Below are 24,828 nucleotides of genomic sequence, written 5' to 3'. Positions count from 1 at the left end.
GCCGGAGCGAGCGGTCGCTACTCGCCGACGTCGACGAAGCGGCGCCAGGCCCAGATCGACGTGCACACCGCGGTGAACGCCACGACCGCGAAGAGCGCCGGGCCGCCCCCGCCGTCGGTCGCCCAGCTCGCGATCGTCGGCGTGAGCAGGAGGAAGAGCACCGTGCTGGCCAGCAGCGTCAGCCCGAGCCACAGCGCCGGCGACCAGCGCAGGATGCTCTGACCGGCGGGGCGGCCGACCGGGAAGAGCAGGACGACGCTCGAGCCGACCGAGATCAGCGTGGTGGCGCTGAGCACCTCGGCGGTGAGCACGGCGGCGAAGGAGCCGTCGGTCGGGACGGCGGCGGACGCGCCCCACGCCAGGGCGGCGAGGCCGAGCAGCGAGACGACGCGCACCGTCGCGAGCTTCGCGCGATCGACGGCCGAGGCGCCCTCCGGCAGCAGCAGCCCGATCACGACTCCGAAGAGGAAGGCCGGGTCCAGGCCCGCGAAGCGCGAGAGGAGGGCGGCCCCGGCGACCAGCAGCAGTGCGCGCGGCGAGGCGACGATGCGGATGCCCGGCAGGCCGATGCGGCGGCCGACGAGCGCGGGGACGCCCGCGGCGACGGCGTTGACCAGCGCGACCGCGACGATCACCGCGATCAGCAGGCGGAGGTAGGCGGGCTGCCCGTCGATCCGGCCGGAGAGCAGCACGAGCCCCGCGGCGCAGCCGATCATCCCGACCACCATCGTGCGCACCGAGACGGGGGTGGGCTCGGGTCGGTCGTCGTACTCCACGCGGGCCCGGTTGCGGCCGGTCAGGCGCCAGGTGCGCGCCTCGCGCGGTGCCCGTCCGGCGACGGCGAGGCGGGCGGGCACGACGACCAGGGCGAGGGACGCGACGGCCAGGGCGAGCGAGCGCATCCAGTCGGCCATCGTGCCGATCGGGGCGCCGGAGGAGAGCGCGGTGGTCATGCCGGTCGCGGCGCTCCAGCCACCGGGGGCGGAACCGCCGTCGGGGGCGGGGGCGGGGACGGTCGGCGGCGGGTCGCTGGGCGCAGCGCCGGGAGCGGGTGCGGCCGTGGCGCCATCGGTGGGCGCAGGTACCGGTGCAGGAGCGGACTGGCCCGGGCGGGTCGGCGACGGGGTCGCGGAGCCGCCGGGCGCCGTCGGCCGGGCGGTCGGCGAGCCGGGCGCGGTGCTGGGCGTGCCGCCGCCGGGGGCCGACGCGGTCGGACCGGGCGCGGTCGCGCTCGGGGTGGCGGAGGGCGTCCCCGTCGAGGCCGAGAACGTCGCGTCGATCCAGGGGCTCCGCGAGCTGTAGTTGCCGGCCGCGTCGCCGGCGATGGCCGAGACGCGGTGCGGTCCTGCGGTCACCGTGCCGCCGGTGCAGCTCCAGGAGCCGCCGGTGATCGGCGCGTCGCAGGTGTTGACGAGGTCGACGTAGACGTAGACCCGCGTGCCCTCGGTCGCCGAGCCGGAGTAGACCGCGCCCGTGAGCGGGAGGGCGGCGCCCGGGCCGGGGGAGGAGAGGACGGGCGCCACCGGGGCCGCGGTATCGACGACCAGGCTGACCGCCGCGCTGGCGGGCGAGACGGTGCTGCCGGCGAAGGAGGCGGACTGGGTGGCGGTCACGCGGTAGCTGCCCGGGGCGGGAGTGGGGGCGAGCTGGCAGAACCAGCGGCCGGCGCCGTCGGCGGTGGCGAGGCAGGAGGCGCCGCCGTCGGAGGTGACCGCGACGCTCGCCCCGGGGTAGGCGGTGCCGCTCACCGACCCGGCGGAGGTGGCCGAGCCGTCGACCGACTCGATCACCGGGGCGCTGAGGACGGCGATCTCAGTGCGGGCCGAGGTCGTGCCGCCGGCGGCGAGGAGCTCGACGGCGGTGAGGCTGATCCGGCCGTCGTCGAGATCGAGCGCGCAGGCCCAGGTGTCGTCGGCGGCGACCGTGGTGATGCAGAGCGGCTCGGTGCTGCCGGTGCGGCCGACCTGGATCTGGTCGCCCGCGGTGCCGGTGCCGGTCGCGGTGATCGCGCCGCTCGGCAGGACCGTGCCGGTGACCGGGGCCGTGATGGTCAGGGGAGCGGCGGCCTCCGCGCTCGGCGCCGTCAGCCCGGCGGCGGCGCCCAGGGCGACGAGGAGCACGAGCAGCAGGGCGGCCGGACGGCGCGACGAACGGGGGGAGCGGCGGAGGCGGCTCGTCGGCAGGACCGACGGACCCCTCGTCGCGGAACCCCCCGGTACAGACGCGGCGACACTCGGAATCACGGTGCGTCCATTGCACGGGCGTGCGCGGGCAGTGTCAAGCGCGGCGCGCCCCCGTTGCCGGATGTACACCGAAGGGGTGACCGGTCTCCGTCCGGCGGCGGAGGGCCTGGTCCGAGCGGGAGAGCGCTTCCGCGACAATATACCCATCGACGACTCGGAGGAAAGATGAGCGAGGACGACGCGCGCGGACGCGACCGGCAGCAGGTGCGCGCCGAGACCGCGCGCTTCGACGATCCGCGGGAGCTGGGGCGGCTGCTCCCGGCGGGCCTGCGGATCGGGCTCGCGCAGAGCGCCTTCCAGACCGAGGGCTTGCTCGAGGCCGGCGGGCGCGGCCGGTCCGTCTGGGACGACTTCGCGCTGCGGCGCGGCACCATCGCCGAGGAGGCGACGCCCGAGTTCGCCACCGACTTCCTGCTGCGCTGGCGCGAGGACCTCGCCCTGATGGTCGACCTCGGCATCGACGAGCTGCGGCTCTCGATCTCGTGGACGCGGCTGCAGCCGGACGGGCGCGGATTGATCGACCGCGGCGGGCTCGGCTTCTACGACCGGCTGCTCGACGCGATCGCCGGGGCGGGGATCCGCATCGCGCTCACCCTGCAGCACCGGGACACCCCCTCGGCGCTCAGCGGCGGCTGGATGAACCGCGACACGGCCTTCCGCTTCGGCGACGTCGCGTTCGAGATCGGCTCGCGCCTGGGCGACCGGGTGGCGGACTGGATCACCCTCGATCAGCCGTCGACCGTCTTCCTCGAGGGCTACGCGCTGACCCGGCAGGCGCCGGGCGCCGGTCGCCTCTTCAGCGCGCTGCCCGCGCTGCACCACCAGCTGCTCGGGCACGGCGTCGCGGTCGAGGCCCTGCGCTCGGCGGACCTCGCGGGGCGCATCGGCCTCGTCGACGCGCAGGCCGTGGTCGAGCCGGCCAGCGAGTCGGAGCGGGACGGCGCGTGGGCGGCGCTCGCCGACGTCCTGCAGAACCGGCTCGTCGCCGACGCCCTCCTCACCGGCGCCTACCCGGCCGGTCCGGAGGAGCTGCCGCCGTTCCTCGCGCCGCTGGCGGGCGTCGATCCGGTCGACCTCGCCCGGATCAGCGCGCCGCTCGACTTCTACGGGGTCGCTCCGCTCGCCCCGCAGCGGATCGCCACGGGGCGCGATCCGTCGCTGCCGACCGGGCCGGGCGCCCCGCCGGCGCTGCCCTTCCACGGGCGGCCCTGGCCGGAGCTCGACCGCACCGGGGACGGCTCGCCGTTCGCGCCGTGGGCCCCGGTGTCGGTGCTGCGCGGTCTCGTCGAGCGCTACGGCGACAGGCTGCCGCCGCTCGTGCTGACCGAGCTCGGCGCGAGCTACCCGGATCTGCCGGACCGGCAGGGCGAGATCGTCGACACGGAGCGGATCCGCTGGCTCGGTGCGCACCTCGGCGCGCTGGCCGAGGCCGTGCACGAGGGGCTGCCGCTCGAGGCGGTCCAGCTCTGGACGCTCGTGGACGCCTTCGAGTGGCAGCACGGCTACACCCGGCCCCACGGCCTGGTCGCGCTCGACTCCCGCAGCCGCGACCGCGTGCCGAAGGCCTCGTTCGACTGGCTGCGGAGGGTGCTCGACGAGCGCTCGTGAGCGGGGCGGCTGCGTGCTGAGCGGGGCGACTGCAGGCTGAGCGGGGCGACACCATGCTGATCGAGGCCTCGCCATGCTGATCGAGGCCCCTCCATGCTGATCGAGTAGCCCGCGCAGCGGGCGTATCGAGATCCACCGGCATCGGACGTCCGGTGTGCAGGGCCGCCCTGTCGACGACGGTGGGTCTCGATACGCCCCTGCGGGGCTACTCGACCAGCATGGGCCGGCAGGGTGGGATCCGCGGAGCGTGTCAGACTGCCCCGATGCGCAGCCTCCTCGCCCTCGCCTCGATCCTGCACGCCGAGCCCGCGCCGGTGCTCGCCGCGCTCGCCGACGTGCTGGCGGCCGACGACGGGCCGGCGTTCGAGCGCACGGCGGACGGCCTCGAGCGCCGGCTCCCGGTCGCCGGGGTCGAGCAGTGGCGCGTGCTGCCCGACGAGGACGGCGCCCGGGTCGAGTGCGAGATCGTCGCGGCGGGTGCCTCGTCGGCTCTCGCGGGAGTGCTCGCGCGGCGCCGGATCCGGGACGCTCCCCAGCGCTTCCGCGCCGTGGTCACCGCCGTCGCCGACGCCGTCGAGCCGCGGGACTGAGCGCCCCCTTCGGGGGGAATGCCCGGGCCGTGCGCGCTGTTGTCTCCGATAGCGGGGTGGGGCCCGACAGCCCCGCCCATCGGACCGCTCGGAGGAGCTCGAGGCAGATGGCAGGAACAGGAATGAGCAAGGGACGGGGAGCGCGCGGCGGCGACGAGGAGATCGTCTACCGCCGTCACGCGAACGGACGCGGCATGGTCGCTCCGGGATCGCGCGTCTCCGCGTCGGCGTACGTCGAGACCGGCGCCTACGTCGAGCCCGGCGCGACCGTCGGGGAGCGCGCGTGGATCGGCGCCGGCAGCTGGGTCGACCGCGACGCGATGATCGGGCACAGCGCCTTCATCGGCGCGAACGTGCACGTGGGCCCGGAGGCCATCATCGGCCCCGGCGCGCACATCGGCAGCTACTCGCGGATCGGCGGCTCGGCCGTCGTCGCGACCGGCGCGCGGGTCGACCGCGACACGGTCGTCGCCGCGGGCAGCCGCTTCGGCAGCGAGGACGGCGTCCGCGAGATCGGCCGCCGCGCCGCCTAGGCCCCACCCGGAACGACCCTGTTCCGCTCGACCCGGTGCGCGCAGAGCGCGACCGAGGCGGCGGAATAGGGTCGTTCCATGTTCGAACTCCACCACCTCAGCGCTCAGGAGCAGTGGGACTGGCTGCAGCGCGGCGAGATCACCCCGCTCGAGCTCACCGAGCACTACCTCGCCCGGATCGAGCGCTGGAACGCCGAGATCGGCGCGTTCACGACCGTGACCGCGGAGGCGGCGCGCGCCCGCGCCGCCGCGATCGACTCCGTCCCGCGCACCGCGCTGCTGTGGGGGCTCCCGAGCGGAGACAAGGACCTCTGGCGCCGGGCGGGCGTGCGCACCACCTTCGGGTCGCGGCTGCGCGAGTCGTTCGTCCCGGACGCCTCCGACGAGATCGTCGAGGTGCTCGACGGGGCCGGCGCGATCAGCCTGGGCAAGACCGCGGCGCCCGAGTTCGGGATGCCCTCGTACACCGAGAACCGGGTCGGGCCGCCGACCGTGACGCCGTGGGACACCTCGCGCGGAGCAGGCGGCTCGAGCGGGGGAGCGGCCGCCGCGGTGGCCGCGGGACTGCTGCCGTTCGCGCCCGGCTCCGACGGCGGCGGATCGATCCGCATCCCCGCGGCGGCCTGCGGCCTGGTCGGCCTCAAGCCCTCGCGCGGGCGGGTGCCGGCGTCCTCCGGGGTCGGCGGGGTGGGCGGTCTCGTCGTCGCCGGTCCGCTGACGCGCTCGGTCGCGGACGCGGGGATGCTGCTGGAGGGGATGCTCGAGCGCCGGAACGGCGTCGTCCCGCAGCGCACCGCCCTGACCGCACCGGGCGACGGCGACGGCTCGTTCCTCGGCGCAGCCGTGCGCGGCGAGGGCCGGTTCCAGATCGGCGTGCTGACGGCCTCGCCCTGGGACGAGGAGTACGAGATCGGCCTGGATCCGGAGGCCCGCGCGGCGCTGGACGAGGGCATCGCGGCGCTGTCGGCGCTCGGGCACGGGCTCGACGACGCGGTGCTGCCGCCCTCCGCGGCGTACCCCGACGCCTTCCGGATGCTCTGGCAGAGCGGGGCGTCCACGCTCCCCGTCGAGGGCGACGAGCTCGAGCTGCTCGAGCCGCTGACCCAGTGGCTGGTGCGGGAGGGCCGCCGCCGCTCGGCGCGCGACATCGTCGAGGCGGCGGGGGTGCTGTCGGCCTATGAGCGCGCGGTGATCGCCGCGTTCTCGCCGTTCGACGCGATCCTCACGCCGTCGATGACGATGACGCCGCGGCCGGTCGGCTGGTACGACGCCGGGGATCCGGAGCGGAACTTCCAGCAGCAGGTGCAGTACACCCCGTACACGTCGTTCGTGAACGTGAGCGGACTCCCCGCGATCGCGCTCCCGCTGAGCGTCACGGCGGACGGGCTGCCGATGGGGATCCAGCTGATCGGCCGACCGGGCGGCGAGGCCGTGCTGCTCTCGCTCGGCGCGCAGCTCGAGCGGCGCGTGCGCTGGCAGCGGCGGCACCCGCCGCAGTGGTGACGGGCGGGCGGCGGCGGGCGCACACGCCGGTCGACGGGTGCACGCGACGCTCGGCGAACGGGCAGCCTCGGACCCTTGGCCGTGAGGTTAGGCATGCCTATACTTACTTCCGATGTGCATGTTCGAGGGACGAGACGGTGACGAGCCGATCGACGTCAAGCAGTTCCTGATCGCGGGCGACGAGACCGTCGTGCCCTGGATCCAGAGCATGCTCGACGCCCTCCCCGCGAACGCCCGCGGCCAGGTGTTCGTCGAGGTCGACGACGCCCGCGGACTCCCGCCGCTCACCGCGCCCGGTCGCGTCTGCGTCACCTGGCTCGGCCGCGCGCAGCGCTCCGGCGCTCCCGGCACCGGCCTCGCCTGCACGCGCGGCGTCGCTCTCGACCGCGCGGTGCGCGCCTGGATGGGCGAGATGTCCGTCGTCGACGGCGACTACCCCTGGGCGGACGACCGGCACGACTTCTGCGCCTGGGTCGGGGGAGAGGGCGCCGTCGTGGCGGAGCTCGCCGCCGACGTGGACGCCCGCCTGCGCGTCTCGGCGCAGCACACCGCCCGCTGAGCCCCGCTCGGCCCGGTGGCGGTCTCCACCGCGGGCCGCTTTCCCTGAGAGCCACTCAGGATTAGGTAAGGCTAACCTTGTCTGCGAGACTGGAGCGGTGCCTCCGCTGACCGAAGCCCCCGCCCGCCCGGCCTACCGGCCGTACCTCGCGACCGTCGCCCGTGCGGTGCGGATCGCGCCGCACTTCATCCGGATCACCCTGACCGGCGACGACCTCGGGTCGGTCGCCTGCACCGGGCCGGACCAGCGGATCAAGCTGGTCGTGCCGACGCCGACGTCGAGCGCGGACGACTTCATGACCTCGGTCGCCGACGAGGGCGGCCCCGACGGCCTCGCCCCCGACTGGTACACGCGCTGGCGCGAGCTGCCGGACGCCCTGCGGAATCCGCTGCGCACCTACACGATCCGCGCCACCCGGCCCGAGCGCGCCGAGGTCGACGTCGACTTCGTCGCGCACGGCGACACCGGCCCCGCCTCCGCCTGGGTGGAGTCGGCCCGCGTCGGCGCCCGGGTCGTCATCATCGCGCCCGATGCGCGCTCCGAGCTGCCGGGCGGCGGCGTCGAGTGGCACCCGGGCGCCGCCACGACGCTGCTGATGGCCGGCGACGAGACCGCGGTCCCCGCGATCAGCGCGATCCTCGAGAGCCTGCCGGACACGGCCACCGGCGCCGCGTTCCTCGAGGTGCCGAGCGCGGAGGACCGCCTGCCGCTGCGGCATCCGGCCGGGGTCCGCGTGCACTGGCTGGTGCGCTCGGGTACGACTCCGGGCGCGCAGCTCGGCGGCTCCGTCCGGGCGTGGGCGACCCGCTTCCTGACGGCGCACCACCGCGGGGTCGAGGTGTCGGACGTCGACGTGGACACCGAGATCCTCTGGGAGGTGCCCGCGGAGCGGACCGACCCGGGGCTCTACGCCTGGATCGCCGGCGAGGCGGGCGCGATCAAGCTCATCCGCCGCTGCCTCGTCACCGAGCTCGGCGTCGACCGCACGCGCGTCGCCTTCATGGGCTACTGGCGGACGGGCCGCTCCGAGGCCAACTAGCGCGGCCGAGCGCTCGAGGGTCCACGAGGGGTCCGGTCAGAGCGCGGTCGGCACGCCCACCAGGCGGCTGGAGAGCGACCAGAGGTCGCGCCCCAGCTGCCGGTCGCGGGCCTGCGCGGCCACGGCGCCGCCCGGGCGCAGGCCGTCGAAGTAGGTCCCGCTCGCCGCGCCGACGTCCGGCTCGGAGGCCAGGGTGATCAGGGGGACGGCGCCCGCCTCGGCGGAGATGCCGGGGGAGCCGGGCGACAGCGCCGACAGCACCGTCATCAGCCGCGAGTCCGCGCCGAAGCCGGTCGCGACGATGCCCGGGTGGAACGAGTAGGCGTCGACGGCGGTCGGCAGCAGGCGCTCCGCCAGCTCGCGGACGAACAGGATCGTGGCGAGCTTCGAGGTGCCGTAGGCCCGCCAGCCGCCGAGCCACGGACCGCGTCGCCGATCGAGGTCGTCGAGGGACAGCCGGCCGATGCGGTTCGCGGCACTCGCGGTGCCGACGACCCGCGCTCCCGGCCGCGCGGCGCCCGTCTCGATCAGGCGGGGCAGCAGCAGCCGGGTCAGCAGGAACGGCGCCAGGTGATTGCTCTGGATCGTCCGCTCGTGCCCGTCCACCGTCTCGCCGCGGCGCGAGACGAGCCCGCCGGCGTTGTTGGCGAGCACGTCGATGCCGTCGTAGCGGGCGAGCAGCGCCGCGGCCAGGTCGCGGACGTCGTCGAGGCGGTCGAAGTCCGCGACGAACGGATCGCCGCCGATCTCGGCCGCGACGGCGCGGGTGCGCTCGGCGTTCCGCCCGACGACGGCGACGCGGGCGCCCGCCGAGGCCAGTGCGCCGGCCGCGACCCGGCCGATCCCGGAGCTCGCCCCGGTGAGGACGACGACGCGTCCGGTCTGATCAGCGACCACGGACGTAGCCGCCCTTCTCCAGGCCGGCCTCGATCTCGAAGCGGTTCCGCAGCGGGTCGCGACCGGAGACGAGGTACATCAGCGGGAACCACATGCCGAACGTCCGCCACTGCTCCTTGTGCACGGCCTCGTGCTCGAGCACGCGGTCCGAGACGTTGCTGTCCGTCAGGTAGCTCGTGCCGACGCAGGAGCCGCCGCGCCCGAACGCCCAGGAGGGGAGTCCGGTGAAGACGACGAGCCCGTTGCGCCGCTCGATCGGGCCGGTGCTCCAGAGGGCGCCCCAGACCAGCCCGACCGCGCAGGCGAAGAGGTAGCCGGGCCGGGTGATCGCCGGGTCGAGGGCGACGACCGCGACCGCGCGCCGCAGGGCGCTCACGCGCTGTCGCGTCCGTAGGTCTCGAGCAGGCGCAGCCAGATCTCGCTGATGGTGGGGTAGGACGGCACGGCGTGCCAGAGGCGCGACAGCGGCACCTCGCCGACGACGGCGATCGTCGCGGAGTGCACGAGCTCGCCGACCTCCTTGCCGACGAAGGTGACGCCGAGCACGACCTTCCGCTCCTCGTCCACGACCATCCGCGCCGTGCCGGTGTAGCCCACCGCGGCGAGCGAGGCTCCGGCGATCGAGCCGATCTCGTAGTCGACGACGCGGGTGCGGTAGCCCGCCTTCTCGGCCGCGGCGGCGGTGAGGCCGACGGAGGCGACCTCCGGGTCGGTGAAGACGACCTGCGGCACGGCCTCGTGGTCGGCCGTGGCGACGTGGGCACCCCACGGAGAGTCCTTCACCTCGGCACCGGTGCTGCGCGCGACGATCACGTCGCCGGCGGCGCGGGCCTGGTACTTGCCCTGGTGGGTGAGGAGCGCGCGGTGGTTGACGTCACCGACCCCGTAGAGCCAGGGCGCGCCGGAGCCGACCGGGGAGCCGTCCTCGCCGAGCACGAGCATCGTGTCGTCGACGTGCAGCGACTCGCCCGGCTGGAGGCCGACGACCTCGAGGCCGAGGTCCTCGGTGCGCGGGGCGCGGCCCGTGGCGGCGAGGATCTCGTCGGCCTCGACGACGTCGCCGCCCTCGAGGGTCACGGCGACGGTGCCGTCAGCGCGGCGCTCGACGGACGCGGGGGAGCCGCCGAGGCGGACGTCGACGCCGAGCTCGCGCAGGGCGTCGCCGACGAGCTCGCCGGCGAACGGCTCGAACGGGGAGAGCAGTCCGCTGCGGGCGAGCAGGGTCACCGTGGAGCCCATGCCGGCGTAGGCCGTGGCCATCTCGCAGGCGACGACGCCGCCGCCGATGACGACGAGGCGGCCCGGGACGATCTCGGCGCTGGTCGCCTCGCGGCTGGTCCACGGCGACGCGGCGCGGAGCCCCGGAATGTCGGGAACGACGGCGCTGGTGCCGGGCGCGACGGCGACGGCGCTCCGGGCTCGGAGGACCCGGACGGAGCCGTCGGGTGCGGTCACGCTCACCTCGCGCTCGCCGCTGAGGCGGCCGTGCCCGCGGACGAGCTCGATGCCGGCGCCCTCGAGCCACTGCACCTGGCCGTGGTCGTCGAAGCCGCTGGTGACGGAATCGCGGTGCGCGAGGAGCGCGGCGACGTCCACCCCGCCGGTGACGGCCTGGGCGGCCCCCGGGAGGTCGCGGGCGGCGCGCAGCGCCATCGGCGCCCGCAGCAGCGCCTTCGACGGCATGCAGGCCCAGTACGAGCACTCGCCGCCGACCAGCTCGCTCTCGACGATGGCGGCGGTCAGGCCGCCCTGCACGGCGCGGTCGGCGATGTTCTCGCCCACGGGGCCCGCGCCGACGACGATCAGGTCGAAGACGTCGGCGCTGTTCTCCGCGGCGGCGGTGTCGGTGTCGGCGGTGTCGGTGCTCGGCGTGGTCATGGTCTCTCCGGATCGTTCGGGGGCTGCTCGCCCGTTCTGCTCGGGACTCCGGCGCTCTGCGGCCCGGAGGATGTGCTCAGTGGATGTGCTCGGTGCATGTGCCCAGGGGAAGGGCTCGATGGACGTGCTCAGTGCGCGGGCACGATCTCGGCCCGCCAGCCGTCGTAGCGGCCGCCCTCGCGCTCGACGACCTCGATCACCTGGCGGAGGAAGGCCGTCGTCGCCTCCTCGTCCACCGCGGCGTGGTGGCTCGCCACCAGGACGAGGCGCAGGCGCAGGCGCGAGATCGCGATCTCGAAGCCCGAGGCGACCAGCGCGCGGCCGGCCCGGCGGGCCCTCGAGCGGCGGGAGAAGACGGCGAAGTGGTCGACCTCGCGCAGCTCCCAGACCTGGTCGCCGTAGCGCAGGCGCACCTCGAGCTGCTGGGCCGCGCGCTCGCGCTGGGCCTCGAGCACGGAGGAGTGCTCCGCCGCGGACGGGGTGGGGACGGTCGTCGTCACGGGTGCCTGCTCGCTCATCGGCCGGTGAACTCCGCCCGGGTGCGGGTGAGGAAGGCCTCCATGCCGATCCGCGCGTCGTCGGACGCGGCGAGGCGCGCCAGCTCGGCGGGGAGCGCGGCGGCGGCCTCGGCGTCGGACCCCGCGACCGCGAGCCGGGCGCTCGCGAGCGCCGCCTGGACGGCGAGCGGAGCCTGCGCGGCGATGCGCCCGGCCAGCGCCCGGGCAGCCTCCGCGACGGTGCCGTCCGGCACGACCTCCTGGACCAGGCCGATCCGGTGCGCCTCGCGGGAGTCGAACTCGTCGCCGGTGAGGATCCAGCGCATCGCGTCGCCCCAGCCGGCCGCGCGCGGGAAGCGCAGCGTGGCGCCGCCGAACGGCAGGATGCCGCGGGCGACCTCGATCTGGCCGAAGCGGGTCGACTCCTCGGCGAGGACGACGTCGCTCGCGAGCGCGAGCTCGATGCCCAGCGTGAGGCAGGTGCCCTGCAGGCCGATGACGACGGGCTTGGTGACCGCGCGGGTGCGGATCGCCCACGGGTCCAGGCCGCCCTCGGGCACGAAGTCGAGCCCGTCGCCGCCGAGCCGGGGGCCGATGTCGGCCAGGTCGAGCCCGGCGGTGAAGTGGGCGCCCTCGGCGAGGACCACGCCCGCGCGCAGCTCCGGATCGCGGTCCAGCTCGCCGTAGGCCGCGGCGAGCTCGCTCAGCAGCCGGAAGTCGGCCGCATTGCGCTTCTCGGGCCGGTCGAGGACGATCTCGAGCACGTGCCCGCGCCTCTCGGTGCGCACACGTCGCCGGTCGTCGCTCATCGGTCCTCCGCTCGGGTCGCGTCCGACCATCTTGCCCGGTGCCGCCGACACCGGGTCGCGCCGGGGCGCCGATTCGGAGTCCGCGCTCAGACGCCGCGGGTCGTCGCGCCGACCAGGCGGAGGATCGTCGGCAGGTCGTCGACGGCCGCCGTCGGCGAGGACGGGGCGAAGGAGGTGATCCCCGCGCCCGCGAGCGGGAACCGCGCCCGCAGCGCCGAGAGGCACTCGACCAGCCGCGAGGAGGGGACGCCGAAGGGGACCGGGTCGAACAGCCCGGCCACCTCGGCCGGGTCGAGGACGTCGAGGTCGATGTGGACGTAGACCGAGCCCGCCCCGGTGGCCTCGACGGCGGCGACGAGCGACTCCGGGTCGAGGGCGTCGACGCCGAGGTGGGTCGCGCCGCGCTCGAGCAGGCCCTCGAGCTCGCCCGGGTCGGAGGCGCGGACGCCCGCGAGGACGACCCGCTCGTCCGCGATGCGGTCGGCGGCGGACGCGCTGAGCAGCCCCACGCCGCGGCCGAGGACCGCCGAGAGGACCATGCCGCAGAACGCGCCGCTCGGCGACGTCTGGGGGGTGTTCGCGTCCGGGTGCGCGTCGAGCCAGACGAGCGCGACCGGCCCGGGCGAGGTGCGCACCGCGTGCCCGATCGCCGCGAACTCCACTCCGCAGTCGCCGCCGACGGTGACGACGGGACCGGTGCGGCCGGCCAGCGCCTCGCGGACCCGCTCGGCGGTCACGGCGACAGAGGCGTAGCGGCGGACGCCGGTGTCCTGCGCATCGCCCGCCTCAGCGGGGATCTCGACGACGGTGGTGGCGGAGGAGGGCAGATCGCCGCGGATCGCCTCGGCTCCGTCGACCAGGCGCATGGCCCGCGTCGAGGCGGACCCCTGCCACTGCGGAACCACGAGGAAGGAGGCCATGGGTCTCACTATGGCACGCGGTCCACGGGGGTCCGCCTCCGCGCGCCCCGCCCGCGGATCAGGCGGCGGGCAGCTCGCCGGGAGCGCCGCCGAGTGCGTCCGCGGAGGGCGCCGCGGGGCCGTCGAGGTCGATCAGCGCCTCGTCGAGCGCCGAGCGGGCCCGGTCGTCGGCGGCCCGCGCCCGCTCGAGCGCGCCGGCGGGATCGGCCGCGGCCAGGTGCAGGGCGGCGTCCAGCCGGGCGCGGGTCTCCTCGGCGAGGATCCGCGGCGCGGCGCTCACCCGGTCGCCGTGCACCGCCGCCAGCAGGGCGACCGCGTCGGCGCCGAGCAGGGCCACGGTCCGGGCGCCCTCGACCAGCAGGAGCTGCCGCTCGGCCTGCGCGCGCGGGTCGCGGTAGCCCGCCACCACGGCGTCCAGCGCCGCGTCGGCCTCGAGCAGCAGGGCGAGCACGGCGGACGGGTCGTGCCGGATCTCGGAGGAGCGGGCGTCGTCGACGCTCAGCAGCAGGGCCGTCGCGGCGGCCGAGGCGGTGACGACGTCGGCGGCGGAGGCGACCTGCGCGGTCGTCCGCACACCCGTCAGCGTGCCCGCCCGGTCGAGGTCGTCGCGCACGGAGCGCTCCAGCGCGCTCAGCTGCGTCTCGGCGCGCTCGAGCAGCGCGGTCTGGGCGTCGACGGCGTCCAGCAGCGCGGTCGCGGCGGCTTCGTCGCGCTCGGCGGCGGCCTCGATCGCCTCGCGGAGCGGACGCACCTGCCGCTCGGAGGTGGTGCCCGCGAGGACGGAGGCATCGGCCCGGGAGCGGTGCAGCCGCTCGAGGAGGGACGGGGTCGGCGAGGTCACTCCGTGATCGTACGGGCCCTGTGTTACCGCCCGTGTCATCGCGGCTCGACCCTCCGCGGCGGCCCGCCCAGGATGGAGGCATGCCAGGAACGCTCGCCATCGTCGAAGTCGCCTCGACGCGCCCCGGACGCGACGAGTACCACTCCTACGTGCAGATGCTCAACGGCCGCATCCTGGGCCTCGCCCGCGAGCTCGGCTGGGAGGCGGAGCGCTTCGCCGCCGAGGACCTCGGCACCGCGCAGCTGCTCGAGCGCACGCTCGGCGCCGACGCGATCGTGCTGGCCGGTGGCGAGGACATCGCCCCCGAGCGCTACGGCGTCGCACGCGGCTACGCCGGCGAGGGCCCGCACGCGGAGCGGGCCGACGCCGCGCAGATCGCGCTGGTGCGCCGTGCGCTCGCCCGCCGCACGCCGCTGCTCGGCATCTGCCGCGGCCTGCAGATCGTCAACGTCGCCCTCGGCGGCACGCTCGTCCCGGACCTCGGCCCGGACGCCGCGCACCTCAACATCGACGCGCCCGTCCACGAGCGCATGCACCGCCACGACGTCGCGCTCGCGGCGGGCTCCACCCTCGGCGGCCTGTTCGGCGCGGAGGCGCTCGCCGTGCAGAGCGCGCACCACCAGGCGGTCGACGTCCTCGCCCCGGGTCTGCGGATCGTCGCGCGCGCGGACGACGGCGTGGTCGAGGCGCTGGAGCACCGCGAGGCGCCGATCATCGGCGTGCAGTGGCACCCGGAGGATCCCGCCGCGCCGGCCGGTCAGCTCGCCGTCCTGCTCGAGGGACTCGCTGCGGCCGCGGCACAGCAGGGCGTCCTCGGGGCCGTCGCCGCCTGAGCCGACCGTCCGCGCGCGCCGGCCGCGTCCGCCGTCCGAGCCCGCCGCCGCGCGCGACGGCGGGCCCCGGTGATCAGGCCAGCCGCGCCATCCAGGCCTCGATGTCGTCGGCCGAGCGGGGGATGCCGGCGGAGAGGTTCTCGGCGCCGTCCGCCGTCACCAGGACGTCGTCCTCGATCCGCACGCCGATGCCGCGCAGCTCCTCGGGGACGGTGAGGTCGTCGGGCTGGAAGTAGAGGCCGGGCTCGATCGTGAAGACCATGCCGGCCTCGACGATCCCGTCCAGGTACATCTCGCGGCGGGCCTTCGCGCAGTCGTGCACGTCGAGCCCGAGGTGGTGGCTGGTGCCGTGCACCATGTAGCGGCGGTGCTGCTGGTTGTCGGCCTCGAGCGCCTCCTCGGCGCTGACCGGCAGCAGGCCCCACTCCGCGGTGCGACGGGCGATCACAGCCATCGCGGCGGCGTGCACCTCGCGGAAGCGGATGCCGGGACGGACGATCGCGAACGCGGCGTCGGCCGCCTCGCGCACCGTCTCGTGCACCCGGCGCTGCGCGTCGGTGTAGCGGCCGTCGACGGGGAAGGTGCGCGTGATGTCGGCGGTGTAGTAGCTCTCCTGCTCCACGCCGGCGTCCAGGAGGACCAGGTCGCCGGGGCGGACCGGCCCGTCGTTGCGGGTCCAGTGCAGGATGCAGGCGTGCGCTCCGGCGGCGGCGATGGTGTCGTAGCCGACCGCGTTGCCGTCGGCGCGGGCGCGGCCGTTGAAGACGCCCTCGATCAGGCGCTCGCCGCGCTCGTGCCGGACGATGCGGGGCAGGTCGGCCAGGACGTCCTCGAAGCCGCGGGCGGTCGCGTCGACCGCGGCGCGCAGCTCGGCGATCTCGTACTCGTCCTTGACCAGGCGCAGCTCGGAGAGGTCGCGCTCGAGGACGGCGGCGCGGTCGAGCGCGTCGTCGTCCGCCGTCCCGTCCGCGCGGGCGTCCAGGCGCGCGGTGACCAGCGGGTCGGCCTCGCGGAGCACGGCGACCGGCGCGTCTGCCGCGTCGAGGACGGCGTCGAGCTCCGCGATGCCGCGGGTCTCGAGTCCGAGGTCGCTCGCGACCTGGGCGAGGGAGGGGCGCGGGCCGATCCAGAACTCGCCGATCTCGGAGTTCGCGTAGAACTCGTCCGAGTCGCGGCCGGCGCGCTCGCGGAAGTAGAGCGTCGCGGTGTGGCCCTCGCCCGCGGGCTCGAGCACGAGGACGGCGCCGGGCTCCGAGTCCGAGCCCCAGCCGGTGAGCCAGGTGAAGGCGGAGTGCGCGCGGAACGGGTAGTCGGTGTCGTTGGCGCGCTGCTTCAGCCGGCCGGCGGGCACGATCAGCCGGACGCCGGTGTGCAGGGCCGAGAGGCGCTCGCGGCGGCGGGCGGCGAAGGCGGCCTGCTCGCGCGGCGCGGGGAGCGCGTCCTCGCGCGGGGCCCAGCCCGAGGCGATGAAGTCGCGGAACTGATCGGAGCCGGGGGTCGTGGAGCGGTTCGTGGTCGCGCGCGGCGCGGGTGCGGCGGCGACGGTCTCCGGTGCGGCGGTGGTGGTCTGCTCGTCCGTGTTCGTCATGCCTCCATTGTCCCCCTCCCGCCGTGGACGGCGGCCGGGGGAGCGGGACGCAGCGGTCAGGACGCCTCCTTGACCATCCCGCGCACCGAGAGCTGGGCGAGCACCGGGCGGTGGTCGCTGCCGGCGTCGTCCTGGTCGTTCAGGACGTCGAAGCCGGAGACGTCCCAGCGGCCGGAGAAGAGCACGTGGTCGATCGGAGCGGCGAGGGCCGTCGGGAGGCTCGTCGGCCAGGTGCCGACGGCGGCGGCGTTCGCGAGCGCTCCGGCGTCGGCGCAGCCGCCGAGATCGGAGTCGCCCGGCAGGGAGGCCCAGTGGTCGAGCGTCGAGTTGAGGTCGCCCAGGACGATCAGGTCCTCCTCGGCGGTGCAGAGGTCGGCGAGCCGGGCGAGGTCGCTCCGCCACTCCGTCGCCTGGGCGGGCAGGGGAGCGGTGGTGTGCACGGCCGCGATCACCGGGCGCTCCGGAGTGTCGGGGCGTGCGACGAGGGAGGCGCTGGTCGCGGTCGGCGTGCTCGAGGCGTCGACGGAGTAGCCGCCGAGCGAGGGCGAGAGCAGGAGGGCGGTGCCGTCGGTCGGGTTCGCGCCCGCGACCAGGTGCAGGATCATCGGGCGGCCGGCGGCGGCGAGCGCGTCGTTGATCTGCTGGGCGCGCTCCTCGGAGACCTCGAGCAGGGCCACGGCGTCAGCGGCGTTGGCGTTCGCGAGCTCGGCCACCGTCTCGGCGGGCACGCCGTCGTGCAGGAGGTTCCAGCTCAGGACGCGCAGGTCGCCGAGGCGGTGCGCGCGCGGTGGGGCGGAGTCGTCGCCGCGGAGGACCTGGAGGCCGCCGAGCACGAGCGCGAGGGCGACGCCGAGAGCGGCGAGGACGAGGGCGAGGCGGCGCACGGGCTCGACCAGGACGGCCACAACGACGAGGACCACGGCTCCGGCGACGGCGGCCACCGCGGTGGCCGTGCGGAAGGAGACGAGCTGCGCGAACGGCGTCTGCCCGGCGAGGCCGAAGAAGCCGGGTGCCGCGACCACCAGCAGGACGATCGCCACCGCGAGCGCCACCGCGAACTTCACCAGTCGTGTCCCCATCCCGGCTCAGGCTAGGGCATCGATCCGGGGGAGTCCGCAGGACTCGCGTCTACGATGGCGGGATGCATGTCCCCGGAGGCGGGTACGACCTCCACACCCACTCGCTCGTCTCCGACGGAACCGAGCCGCCCGAGGTGCTCGTCGCCGCGGCGGCCGAGGCCGGTCTCGACGGCGTCGCGCTGACCGATCACGACACCACCCGCGGGTGGGAGGCGGCGATCGCCGCGGCCGACGAGGCGGGCATCGACCTGCTGCCCGGCATGGAGCTGTCCTCGCGGGTCGGCTGGGCGAGCGTGCACGTGCTCGCGTATCTGCCCGACCCCGCGGATCCGGGTCTCGTCGCCGAGACGGAGCGCATCCGCTCGGAGCGCTCGCACCGCGCGCAGGCGATCGTCGCGGCGATCGCGGCCGACTACGACCTCACCTGGGACGACGTGCTCGCGCAGACGAGCCCCGGCACCACGATCGGGCGGCCGCACATCGCCGACGCCCTGGTCGCGCGGGGCCTCGCCACCGACCGCTCGGCGGCCTTCGCGGGTATCCTCGACTGGCGCGGCGGCTACTTCCAGCCGCACTACGCGCCGGACCCGGTCGAGGCCGTGCGGCTCGTGCGCGCCGCGGGCGGCGTGCCGGTGATCGCGCATCCGGCCACCAGCACGCGCGGCATCGCGATCGAGTCGATGCTGCCGGACCTGGTCGACGCGGGGCTCTTCGGGCTCGAGGTCGAGCACCGCGAGAACACCGCCGCGGGCAAGCGCCGGCTGCGCGAGCTCGCGGCGCGCTACTCCCTCGTCACGACGGGGTCGAGCGATTACCACGGCACCGGCAAGCCCAACCGCCTCGGCGAGAACACGACGGCCCGCGCGACGGTCGACGCGATCCGCGCCTCCGCGCGCCCGCGCTGACGCGGGGCTCGGTCGAGCGGACCCGTGACGGGGGCTGCTGCTGCTGCAGCGCCCGGTGCGCGTCCACTCGCGTGCTCCGGTGCGCGCGAGTGGACGCGGAGTAGGCGCTGCTTGGGCGCGGGGTCTCGATACGCCCCTGCGGGGCTACTCGACCAGCATGTTTGGGCTGCTGGGCTCCGCGACCAGCGTGACGGGCGGTGGCCGGCGTGCGCGACTGGCACGGTCAGCCGTGATCAGATGTCGACGGCTCACACGGTGCGCGCGCGATCATGCTGATCGAGTAGCCCGCGGAGCGGGCGTATCGAGATCGGGCGGGGCCGGGGCCGGGGCCGGGTAGGGGCCCCGGCCCCGGCGCGGGCTAGGCCTGGCCGTCCGGGCGGGGGCTGCGGCGGCGCTGGCGGGTGCGGCGGCGCGGCTCGCTGTTGCCGTCGTGGTGCTCCTTGCTCTCGCTCGAGGGGGCCTGGCCGGTCGGCTCCGCTCCGCCCTCGGCCGCGGGAGCGGTCTCGGTGGAGTCTCCGCCGCGGTTCCGGCGACGCGGCTCGCGGCCCTCGCGCGGCTCCCGCGGCTCGCGCTGGCGGGTCGAGCGCTCGGGGCGCGCGTCGGCCTTGGCCTCGGCGGGCATCGGGGTCGGCTTCAGGCGGCCCTTGGTGCCGGCGGGAATGGCGAGGTCCTCGTAGAGGTGCGGCGACGAGGAGTAGGTCTCCACCGGGTCCGGCTGCCCGAACTCGAGCGCTCGGTTGATGAGGGCCCACTTGTGCAGGTCCTCCCAGTCGACGAAGGTGACGGCGATGCCGGTCTTGCCGGCGCGGCCGGTGCGGCCGACGCGGTGCAGGTAGGTCTGGTCGTCGTCCGGGATGGTGTGGTTGATCACGTGGGTGACGTCGTTGACGTCGATGCCGCGGGCCGCGACGTCGGTCGCGATCAGGATGTCCTTCTTGCCGGCCTTGAAGGCGGCCATCGCGCGCTCGCGCTGCTCCTGGTTGAGGTCGCCGTGCACGGCGGCGGCGTTGAAGCCGCGGTCGTTGAGCTCCTCGACGATGCGGGCCGCGGCGCGCTTGGTGCGGGTGAAGATCACGGTCTTGCCGCGTCCCTCCGCCTGCAGGATGCGCGCGATGACCTCGTCCTTGTCGAGCGAGTGGGCCCGGTAGACGATGTGCTTGATGTTCGCCTGCGTGATGCCCTCGTCGGGGTCGGTCGCGCGGATGTGAATCGGCTTGTTCATGAAGCGGCGGGCGAGCGCGACGATCGCGCCCGGCATCGTCGCCGAGAAGAGCATCGTGTGGCGGGTGGCCGGGGTCTGCGCGAAGAGCTTCTCGATGTCGGAGAGGAAGCCGAGGTCGAGCATCTTGTCGGCCTCGTCGAGGACCATCGTCTGCACGCTCGCGAGCGAGAGCAGGCGCTGACCGGCGAGGTCGAGCAGGCGGCCGGGGGTGCCGACGACGATCTGCGCGCCGGCCTTCAGCTGCTCGATCTGGCCCTCGTAGGCCTTGCCGCCGTAGATGGAGACGATCTTCGTCGGGCGGTTCGAGGCGGCGAGCTCGATGTCCTCGGTGACCTGGACGGCCAGCTCGCGGGTCGGCACCACGATCAGCGCCTTGACGCCGGGCTCCGGGTCCTTGCCGAGGGCCTGGATGAGGGGGAGGCCGAAGCCGAAGGTCTTGCCGGTGCCGGTCTTGGCCTGGCCGATGATGTCCTGCTTCTGCAGGGCCAGGGGGATGGTCTGCTCCTGGATCGGGAACGGCTCGAGGATGCCCTTGGCGGCGAGTGCGGCGACGATGTCGTCGTCGATGGTGAGGTCGGAGAAAGTCACGGAGTGAAGCGCCTGTCGTGTCGAACGGTCCACGCCCCTGTACGACCCGGGCGCAGGGTCACCGATCCAGCGCCGGTGACATCCCGGCGAGTCTACTGCCCCGGGGGTCGTCGGCCCCGGAAGCGCGGGTGGCGTGCGCCCTACACTGATCGGATGGCAGCCTGGTTCCGACGTCGACGTCCCCTCGGCGAAGCTCCCCGACTGACCCCGCGCGGCGAGTCGACGAGCAAGCGCGATCGCGTCGATCTGGCCGATCTCACGCCCGAGCTGCTGCCCTACCTCGGGCAGGTGGCCTACCTCCAGCTCGCCGTCTTCGAGGCGCTGGCCCGCGGAGTGGCGGGCACGGAGGACCTGGCGGACAAGGAGGCGATCTCGGCCGCCGCCGGCACCGCGCTGGCGAAGCACCACGCGGTGGTCGCCGAGCTGCGCCGTCGCGACGTGGAGCCGAGCGAGGCGATGGCGCCGTTCCGTCCCGCGATCGACACCTTCGAGCACCTGACCCGCGGGGCCGACCTGCACGAGACGCTGCTGTCGGCGTACATCACCGCCGGGCTGCTCGACGACTTCTTCATCCGGCTCACCGGCGGTCTGCCGAACGACGTGGGTCCGCGGATCGCCCAGACGCTGGGCGCCGACACCGGCGTCGACGGGCTGGTGGCGATCCTCCGCCGCGAGATCGCCGCCGACGAGCGGCTCGGCTCCCGGCTCGCCGTCTGGGGGCGCCGGCTGGTCGGCGACACCCTCCTGGTCGCCCGCTCGGCACTGATGGGCTCGGGCAACCCCGACTCGGACGAGTCGCGCATCGAGCCGGTCTTCACCGAGCTGATCGCCTCGCACACCCGCCGGATGGACGCGCTCGGCCTGACGGCCTGACGGAGCCCTGCCGGGGTTCCGCCGGTTCGGGCTCGTGGAATCGGCCCCGGCTCGCTAGCTCGGCTCGTTTCCGCGTGCCGGAGGTCTTTCTGCGTGCCGGAGGTGGGCGCGGGGTAGCTCGGGCTCGTGGAATCGGCTTCGGCTCGGGGGATCGACTCGTTTCCGCGTGCCGGAGGTCTTTCTGCGTGCCGGAGGTGGGCGTCGGGTAGCTCGGGCTCGTGGATTCGGCTTCGGCTCGCGGGATCGGCTCGTTTTGGCGTGCCGGAGGTGTTTCTGCGTGCCGGAGGTAGGTGTCGGGTAACTCGGGCTCGTGGAATCGGCTTCGGCTCGCGGGATCGGCTCGTTTTGGCGTGCCGGAGGTGTTTCCGCGTGCCGGAGGTGGGTGTCGGGTAGCTCGGGCTCGTGGAATCGGGTCGGGCTCGCTGGATCCACATGTTTTCGCGTGCCGGACTCGGTTTCGCGTGCCGGAGGTTCGGTCGCGTCGCGCGTGCTGCTGGTCGAGCGGCTTCCGAGGGGCGTGGGGAGACCCGCGTGCGTCGGCGGGTGGGTCTGCAGACCGGGGTTCCGGTGACGGTGGATCTCGATACGCCCGCTTCGTGGGCTGCTCGGTCAGCGTGGACTCGGCAGGGTCGGTGCGTGGGCTGCTCGGTCAGCATGGACTCGGCAGGGTCGGTGCGTGGGCTGCTCGATCAGCGTGGACTCGGCAGGGCTGGTGCGTGGGCTGCTCGGTCAGCATGATGGCGGACGCCCGTCGGGCGGGCTGCTCGGTCGGCATTCTCAGGAGTGCTTCGCCGGCGGCTCGAGCGCGGAGGGAGGGGGTCAGTCCTCGATGAAGCCGGGGACGTGGGCGAGGGTGGCGATGGTGCGGGCGCGACCCCACTCGACGTGGGCGTGGGCGACGGAGACGGCGAGCGGGGCGTCGCCGGCGGCGATCGCCTCCGCCAGTCGCACGTGCTCGTCGTGGCGGACGCCCGGCTCGGCCTGGATGTTCGCGATGTTGAGGCGGTTGCTGCGCTCGTCGAGCGGCCGCATCGTCGTGATGAGGAGCCGGTTGCCCGCGATCGCCTCGATCGCGCCGTGGATGCGGCCGCTCTCGGAGTGGAAGCGCGCCAGATCGTCGGCGGCCAGGGCGGCGCTCGCCTCGGCGACCACGGCGGTGAGCGCGGTCGCATCGGCGCCGCGGGCCACCGCCTCCGCGGCCTTGCGCGCGACGAGCGGCTCGAGCGCCGAGCGGATGTCGTAGAGCTCCTCGACGTCGCGCCGTCGGACGATCGAGACCAGCGCCGTGCTGCGCGGGCGCACCGTGACGAGACCCGCGAGCTCGAGCCAGGGGAGGGCCTCGCGGATCGGCACGCGCGAGACGGCCAGCTCGGCCGCGAGGTCGCGCTCGCGGATCGGCTCGCCCGCCGGCAGCCGGCCGTCGAGGATCCGCGCGCGCAGCTCCTCGTAGACCCGCTGCGACATCGTCTGCGCGGGGCTCTTCGTCGGCATCGGCGCTCCCTTCGGTCTACCCGTCCTCGGTCCTCGAAGAGTAGCGGGCCGCGACCGCCGCCTCCGTCGCCCCTTGTAACGCCGTCTTCATCTGCGCGAAACACCCGCGGGCCGGGTCGGTCCTACCGTGATCGGAGTGCTTCGGTATACCGAGGCCCTCCTCATCCTCTTCGCCGGAAGGACCCGCCCCATGAGCACCGTCACGAATCCGCCCCCCGCCACGACGATGGGCGACCGCATCGAGGCCGCCTACTCGCGCATCGGCGTCACGAGCGCGCACCTGGGCATCGTCGCGATGATCCTCTTCGGCGTCTTCTTCGACGCGATCGAGCAGAACACGGTCGGCGTCGCCGGCCCGATCCTCGCCGCCGACTGGGGCCTCGCCGGGGCGCAGATCGGACTGCTCAACACGGCGACCTTCACGGCGGTCGCGCTCGGCCGCGTCCTCGCCGGGGTGGTGATGGACCGGATCGGGCGGCGCACACTCCTCGGCGCGAACCTGATGGTCTTCGCGGTCGGCTCGCTGCTCTGCGCCGTCGCGCCGAGCTACGAGATCCTGGTCGCGGCGCGCTTCCTGGTCGGGCTCGGCCTCGGCGGCGAGATCGCGACGGCCGTGATCATGCTCGCCGAGTTCTTCTCCGCCAAGCACCGCGGCACGGCGGTCGGCCTGATCAACGTGGCGGCGGCCGGGCTCGGCAACATGCTCGCCCCGCTCTTCGGCGTGATCGTCTTCACCGTCTTCACCGGCGAGGACCGCTGGCGCTGGCTCTTCGGCCTCCTGGTGATCCCCGCCCTGGCGGTCGTGGTCTACCGCCGCGCGCTGCCCGAGACTCCGCGCTACCTGGCCGCCCGCGGCCGCGTCGCCGAGGCGAACACCGTGATCAACCGCCTCGCGCAGGGCCGCCTGCACCGTCCGCTCGCCGACGAGGTCGACTACCTCGGCGGAGCCGCCGACCAGCCCGTCACCGCCGCGACCACCCCGCGCTGGACCGAGCTCTTCGGCCGCCGCCACCGCCGCACCACGATCGCCCTGGGTGTCGCGGTCTGCATGTCCTACGCCGCGCAGATCTCGATGCTCACCCTGATCCCGCTGATCCTCACCTCCCGCGGCTTCGACATCACCAGTGCTCTCTGGTATACCCTCCTGATGCAGTCGGGCTCGCTCGTCGGCGCGCTGGTCGCCGCCCTCGCCGCCCGTCGGCTGCCGCGCAAGCTCACCCTCACGGTCGCGGCCGTGCTCGGGGTCGGCGCCGGGCTCGGCTTCGGCTTCCTCGGCACCACGGTCGCGCTGGTGCTCGTCTTCGGCTTCCTCTTCAACTTCTCGGTGATCGTGCTCAACACCACCATCTGGCTCTTCGCTCCGGAGCAATACCCGACGCGGATCCGCGGGCTCGGCACCTCGGTGATCCTCGCGCTCGGCTCGCTCTCGGGCGGGCTCTTCCCCCTCCTCGCCGGCGTCGTGCTCGACGCCTCGGGGGTCGGCGGGATGTTCGCCCTGCTCGCCGGGCTGTTCGCGGTCTGCGCGATCGCCGTGCAGTTCCCGCGCGAGACGGTCGGACGCCCGATGGCGGAGGACTGATCGTGCGCCGCACCCTCGTGATCGTGAACCCCAACACCTCTCTCGCGACCACCCGGCTCCTCGTGTCCGTCGCGCGGGACGCGGTGCGCGGGCAGGACGTGCGGGTCGCGGGGGAGACGGCAGCCGAGGGTCCTCCGATGATCACCACACCGGTGGCCCTGGCCGCCGCGGCGGTGCACGTCGTCGCGGCGGCACGGCGGGCCGCATCGACCCACGCGCCGGACGCGATCGTGGTCGCCGCGTTCGGCGACCCGGGTGCGGCGGAGGCGGCGGAGGCGACCGGACTGCCGGTCGTCGGCATCGGCGCGGCGGCGGTGCGGGCCGCGAGCGCGGGCGGGCGCCGGTTCGCCGTCGCGACGACCACGGGCCGGCTGGAGCCGGTGATCCGCGCGCTGGTCGCGGAGGCGGGCGGCCTCGACGGCTACGCGGGCTGCTTCCTGACCGCGTCGCCGGCCGAGGAGCTCGACGATCCGGAGCGGCTGCTCCGCGAGCTGCACGCGGCGGTGCTGCGGGCGCGCGCCGCCGGGGCCGAGGCGGTCATCATCGGCGGCGGTCCGCTCAGCGCGGCGGCCGAGCGGCTCGCGGCGGAGTTCGCGGGCGTGCTCCCGATCGTGGAGCCGATCCGCGCGGCAGTGGCGGAGGCGCTCGCCGCGACCGAGCGGGTCGAGGCGCTGCCCGCCTGAATTCGGCGCAGCCGTGCGCCGGGGAGACCGAGGCCGAAGTGACCTCACCTCGCAGTGGCCTCGCCGGGAA

At 75.0% G+C, this 24,828-nt stretch carries 23 protein-coding genes; 11 read left to right on the top strand and 12 right to left on the bottom strand.

Annotation, left to right across the window (positions count from 1 at the left end):
* Window positions 1-17 precede the first annotated feature (17 nt).
* Entirely contained in the window at window positions 18-2,120 is a 2,103-nt protein-coding gene (locus tag HQQ82_RS16460; RefSeq protein WP_173235142.1) for a hypothetical protein, read from the bottom strand.
* Between the two features lie 288 nt (window positions 2,121-2,408).
* Between HQQ82_RS16460 and HQQ82_RS16455 the strand changes: the two genes are divergently transcribed.
* The 6 genes from HQQ82_RS16455 (at window position 2,409) to HQQ82_RS16430 (ending at window position 8,075) form a co-directional block, all read left to right on the top strand.
* A complete protein-coding gene (locus HQQ82_RS16455; RefSeq protein ID WP_173235141.1) occupies window positions 2,409-3,851 on the top strand; it encodes a glycoside hydrolase family 1 protein in 1,443 nt (480 codons plus the stop codon).
* A gap of 263 nt (window positions 3,852-4,114) precedes the next feature.
* Window positions 4,115-4,441, top strand: a complete 327-nt coding sequence (locus tag HQQ82_RS16450) for a hypothetical protein (protein WP_173235140.1) — start codon at window positions 4,115-4,117, stop codon at window positions 4,439-4,441.
* A gap of 122 nt (window positions 4,442-4,563) precedes the next feature.
* Window positions 4,564-4,974, top strand: coding sequence for a DapH/DapD/GlmU-related protein (locus HQQ82_RS16445; RefSeq protein WP_173235139.1), 411 nt, complete (start codon window positions 4,564-4,566; stop codon window positions 4,972-4,974).
* A gap of 78 nt (window positions 4,975-5,052) precedes the next feature.
* On the top strand, window positions 5,053-6,477 hold the full coding sequence (locus tag HQQ82_RS16440; RefSeq protein ID WP_173235138.1) for an amidase: 1,425 nt from the start codon (window positions 5,053-5,055) through the stop codon (window positions 6,475-6,477).
* Between the two features lie 118 nt (window positions 6,478-6,595).
* Window positions 6,596-7,036 carry an SIP domain-containing protein gene (locus HQQ82_RS16435; protein ID WP_173235137.1) on the top strand — a complete coding sequence of 147 codons (441 nt, stop codon included), beginning with the start codon at window positions 6,596-6,598 and terminating at the stop codon, window positions 7,034-7,036.
* A gap of 97 nt (window positions 7,037-7,133) precedes the next feature.
* Window positions 7,134-8,075: a siderophore-interacting protein gene (locus HQQ82_RS16430; protein WP_173235136.1), complete on the top strand. Its 942-nt coding sequence runs from the start codon at window positions 7,134-7,136 to the stop codon at window positions 8,073-8,075.
* Between the two features lie 36 nt (window positions 8,076-8,111).
* Here HQQ82_RS16430 and HQQ82_RS16425 read toward each other — a convergent pair whose 3' ends face one another.
* From HQQ82_RS16425 to HQQ82_RS16395, 7 genes are all read right to left on the bottom strand, one after another.
* Complete coding sequence (locus tag HQQ82_RS16425) at window positions 8,112-8,972, bottom strand: SDR family NAD(P)-dependent oxidoreductase (protein ID WP_173235135.1); 861 nt, start codon at window positions 8,970-8,972, stop codon at window positions 8,112-8,114.
* Window positions 8,962-9,348, bottom strand: coding sequence for a Fe-S oxidoreductase (locus HQQ82_RS16420; RefSeq protein ID WP_367947982.1), 387 nt, complete (start codon window positions 9,346-9,348; stop codon window positions 8,962-8,964). Before HQQ82_RS16420 ends, HQQ82_RS16425 begins: the two co-directional genes overlap by 11 nt.
* Entirely contained in the window at window positions 9,345-10,850 is a 1,506-nt protein-coding gene (locus tag HQQ82_RS16415) for an NAD(P)/FAD-dependent oxidoreductase (protein WP_173235134.1), read from the bottom strand. Before HQQ82_RS16415 ends, HQQ82_RS16420 begins: the two co-directional genes overlap by 4 nt.
* 128 nt (window positions 10,851-10,978) lie before the next feature.
* Complete coding sequence (locus HQQ82_RS16410) at window positions 10,979-11,350, bottom strand: ribonuclease E inhibitor RraB (RefSeq protein ID WP_173235133.1); 372 nt, start codon at window positions 11,348-11,350, stop codon at window positions 10,979-10,981.
* Window positions 11,351-11,364: 14 nt separating this feature from the next.
* Window positions 11,365-12,156, bottom strand: coding sequence for a crotonase/enoyl-CoA hydratase family protein (locus HQQ82_RS16405; protein WP_173235124.1), 792 nt, complete (start codon window positions 12,154-12,156; stop codon window positions 11,365-11,367).
* An 86-nt stretch (window positions 12,157-12,242) separates the two neighbouring features.
* The gene (locus HQQ82_RS16400; protein ID WP_173235122.1) at window positions 12,243-13,076 is read right to left on the bottom strand and encodes an arginase family protein; all 834 of its coding nucleotides are present in this window, start codon (window positions 13,074-13,076) and stop codon (window positions 12,243-12,245) included.
* A gap of 58 nt (window positions 13,077-13,134) precedes the next feature.
* Window positions 13,135-13,917, bottom strand: coding sequence for a hypothetical protein (locus tag HQQ82_RS16395; protein WP_173235120.1), 783 nt, complete (start codon window positions 13,915-13,917; stop codon window positions 13,135-13,137).
* An 80-nt stretch (window positions 13,918-13,997) separates the two neighbouring features.
* Between HQQ82_RS16395 and HQQ82_RS16390 the strand changes: the two genes are divergently transcribed.
* The gene (locus tag HQQ82_RS16390; RefSeq protein ID WP_173235118.1) at window positions 13,998-14,750 is read left to right on the top strand and encodes a gamma-glutamyl-gamma-aminobutyrate hydrolase family protein; all 753 of its coding nucleotides are present in this window, start codon (window positions 13,998-14,000) and stop codon (window positions 14,748-14,750) included.
* Window positions 14,751-14,823: 73 nt separating this feature from the next.
* Here the strand turns inward: HQQ82_RS16390 and HQQ82_RS16385 are convergent, their stop codons facing one another.
* Window positions 14,824-16,338, bottom strand: coding sequence for an aminopeptidase P family protein (locus HQQ82_RS16385; RefSeq protein WP_173235116.1), 1,515 nt, complete (start codon window positions 16,336-16,338; stop codon window positions 14,824-14,826).
* Between the two features lie 56 nt (window positions 16,339-16,394).
* A complete protein-coding gene (locus HQQ82_RS16380; protein WP_173235114.1) occupies window positions 16,395-17,417 on the bottom strand; it encodes an endonuclease/exonuclease/phosphatase family protein in 1,023 nt (340 codons plus the stop codon).
* 62 nt (window positions 17,418-17,479) lie between these two features.
* Between HQQ82_RS16380 and HQQ82_RS16375 the strand changes: the two genes are divergently transcribed.
* The gene (locus tag HQQ82_RS16375; RefSeq protein WP_173235112.1) at window positions 17,480-18,322 is read left to right on the top strand and encodes a PHP domain-containing protein; all 843 of its coding nucleotides are present in this window, start codon (window positions 17,480-17,482) and stop codon (window positions 18,320-18,322) included.
* A gap of 358 nt (window positions 18,323-18,680) precedes the next feature.
* On the opposite strand, the gene HQQ82_RS16370 is transcribed toward HQQ82_RS16375, so the two are convergent.
* The gene (locus HQQ82_RS16370; protein WP_173235110.1) at window positions 18,681-20,132 is read right to left on the bottom strand and encodes a DEAD/DEAH box helicase; all 1,452 of its coding nucleotides are present in this window, start codon (window positions 20,130-20,132) and stop codon (window positions 18,681-18,683) included.
* 153 nt (window positions 20,133-20,285) lie between these two features.
* Here HQQ82_RS16370 and HQQ82_RS16365 point away from each other — a divergent pair, with 153 nt between their 5' ends.
* A complete protein-coding gene (locus tag HQQ82_RS16365) occupies window positions 20,286-21,005 on the top strand; it encodes a ferritin-like fold-containing protein (protein ID WP_173235108.1) in 720 nt (239 codons plus the stop codon).
* Between the two features lie 819 nt (window positions 21,006-21,824).
* Here HQQ82_RS16365 and HQQ82_RS16360 read toward each other — a convergent pair.
* On the bottom strand, window positions 21,825-22,496 hold the full coding sequence (locus tag HQQ82_RS16360) for a GntR family transcriptional regulator (RefSeq protein WP_173235106.1): 672 nt from the start codon (window positions 22,494-22,496) through the stop codon (window positions 21,825-21,827).
* 190 nt (window positions 22,497-22,686) lie between these two features.
* Here HQQ82_RS16360 and HQQ82_RS16355 point away from each other — a divergent pair, with 190 nt between their 5' ends.
* Window positions 22,687-24,075, top strand: a complete 1,389-nt coding sequence (locus tag HQQ82_RS16355) for an MFS transporter (protein WP_254071569.1) — start codon at window positions 22,687-22,689, stop codon at window positions 24,073-24,075.
* 2 nt (window positions 24,076-24,077) lie between these two features.
* On the top strand, window positions 24,078-24,758 hold the full coding sequence (locus HQQ82_RS16350; protein WP_216848680.1) for an aspartate/glutamate racemase family protein: 681 nt from the start codon (window positions 24,078-24,080) through the stop codon (window positions 24,756-24,758).
* The last annotated feature ends 70 nt before the right edge of the window (window positions 24,759-24,828 follow it).

It is taken from the genome of Rathayibacter sp. VKM Ac-2856 (assembly GCF_013205055.1).
GTDB lineage: Bacteria > Actinomycetota > Actinomycetes > Actinomycetales > Microbacteriaceae > Rathayibacter.
This window is presented reverse-complemented; position numbering and strand designations above follow the sequence as displayed.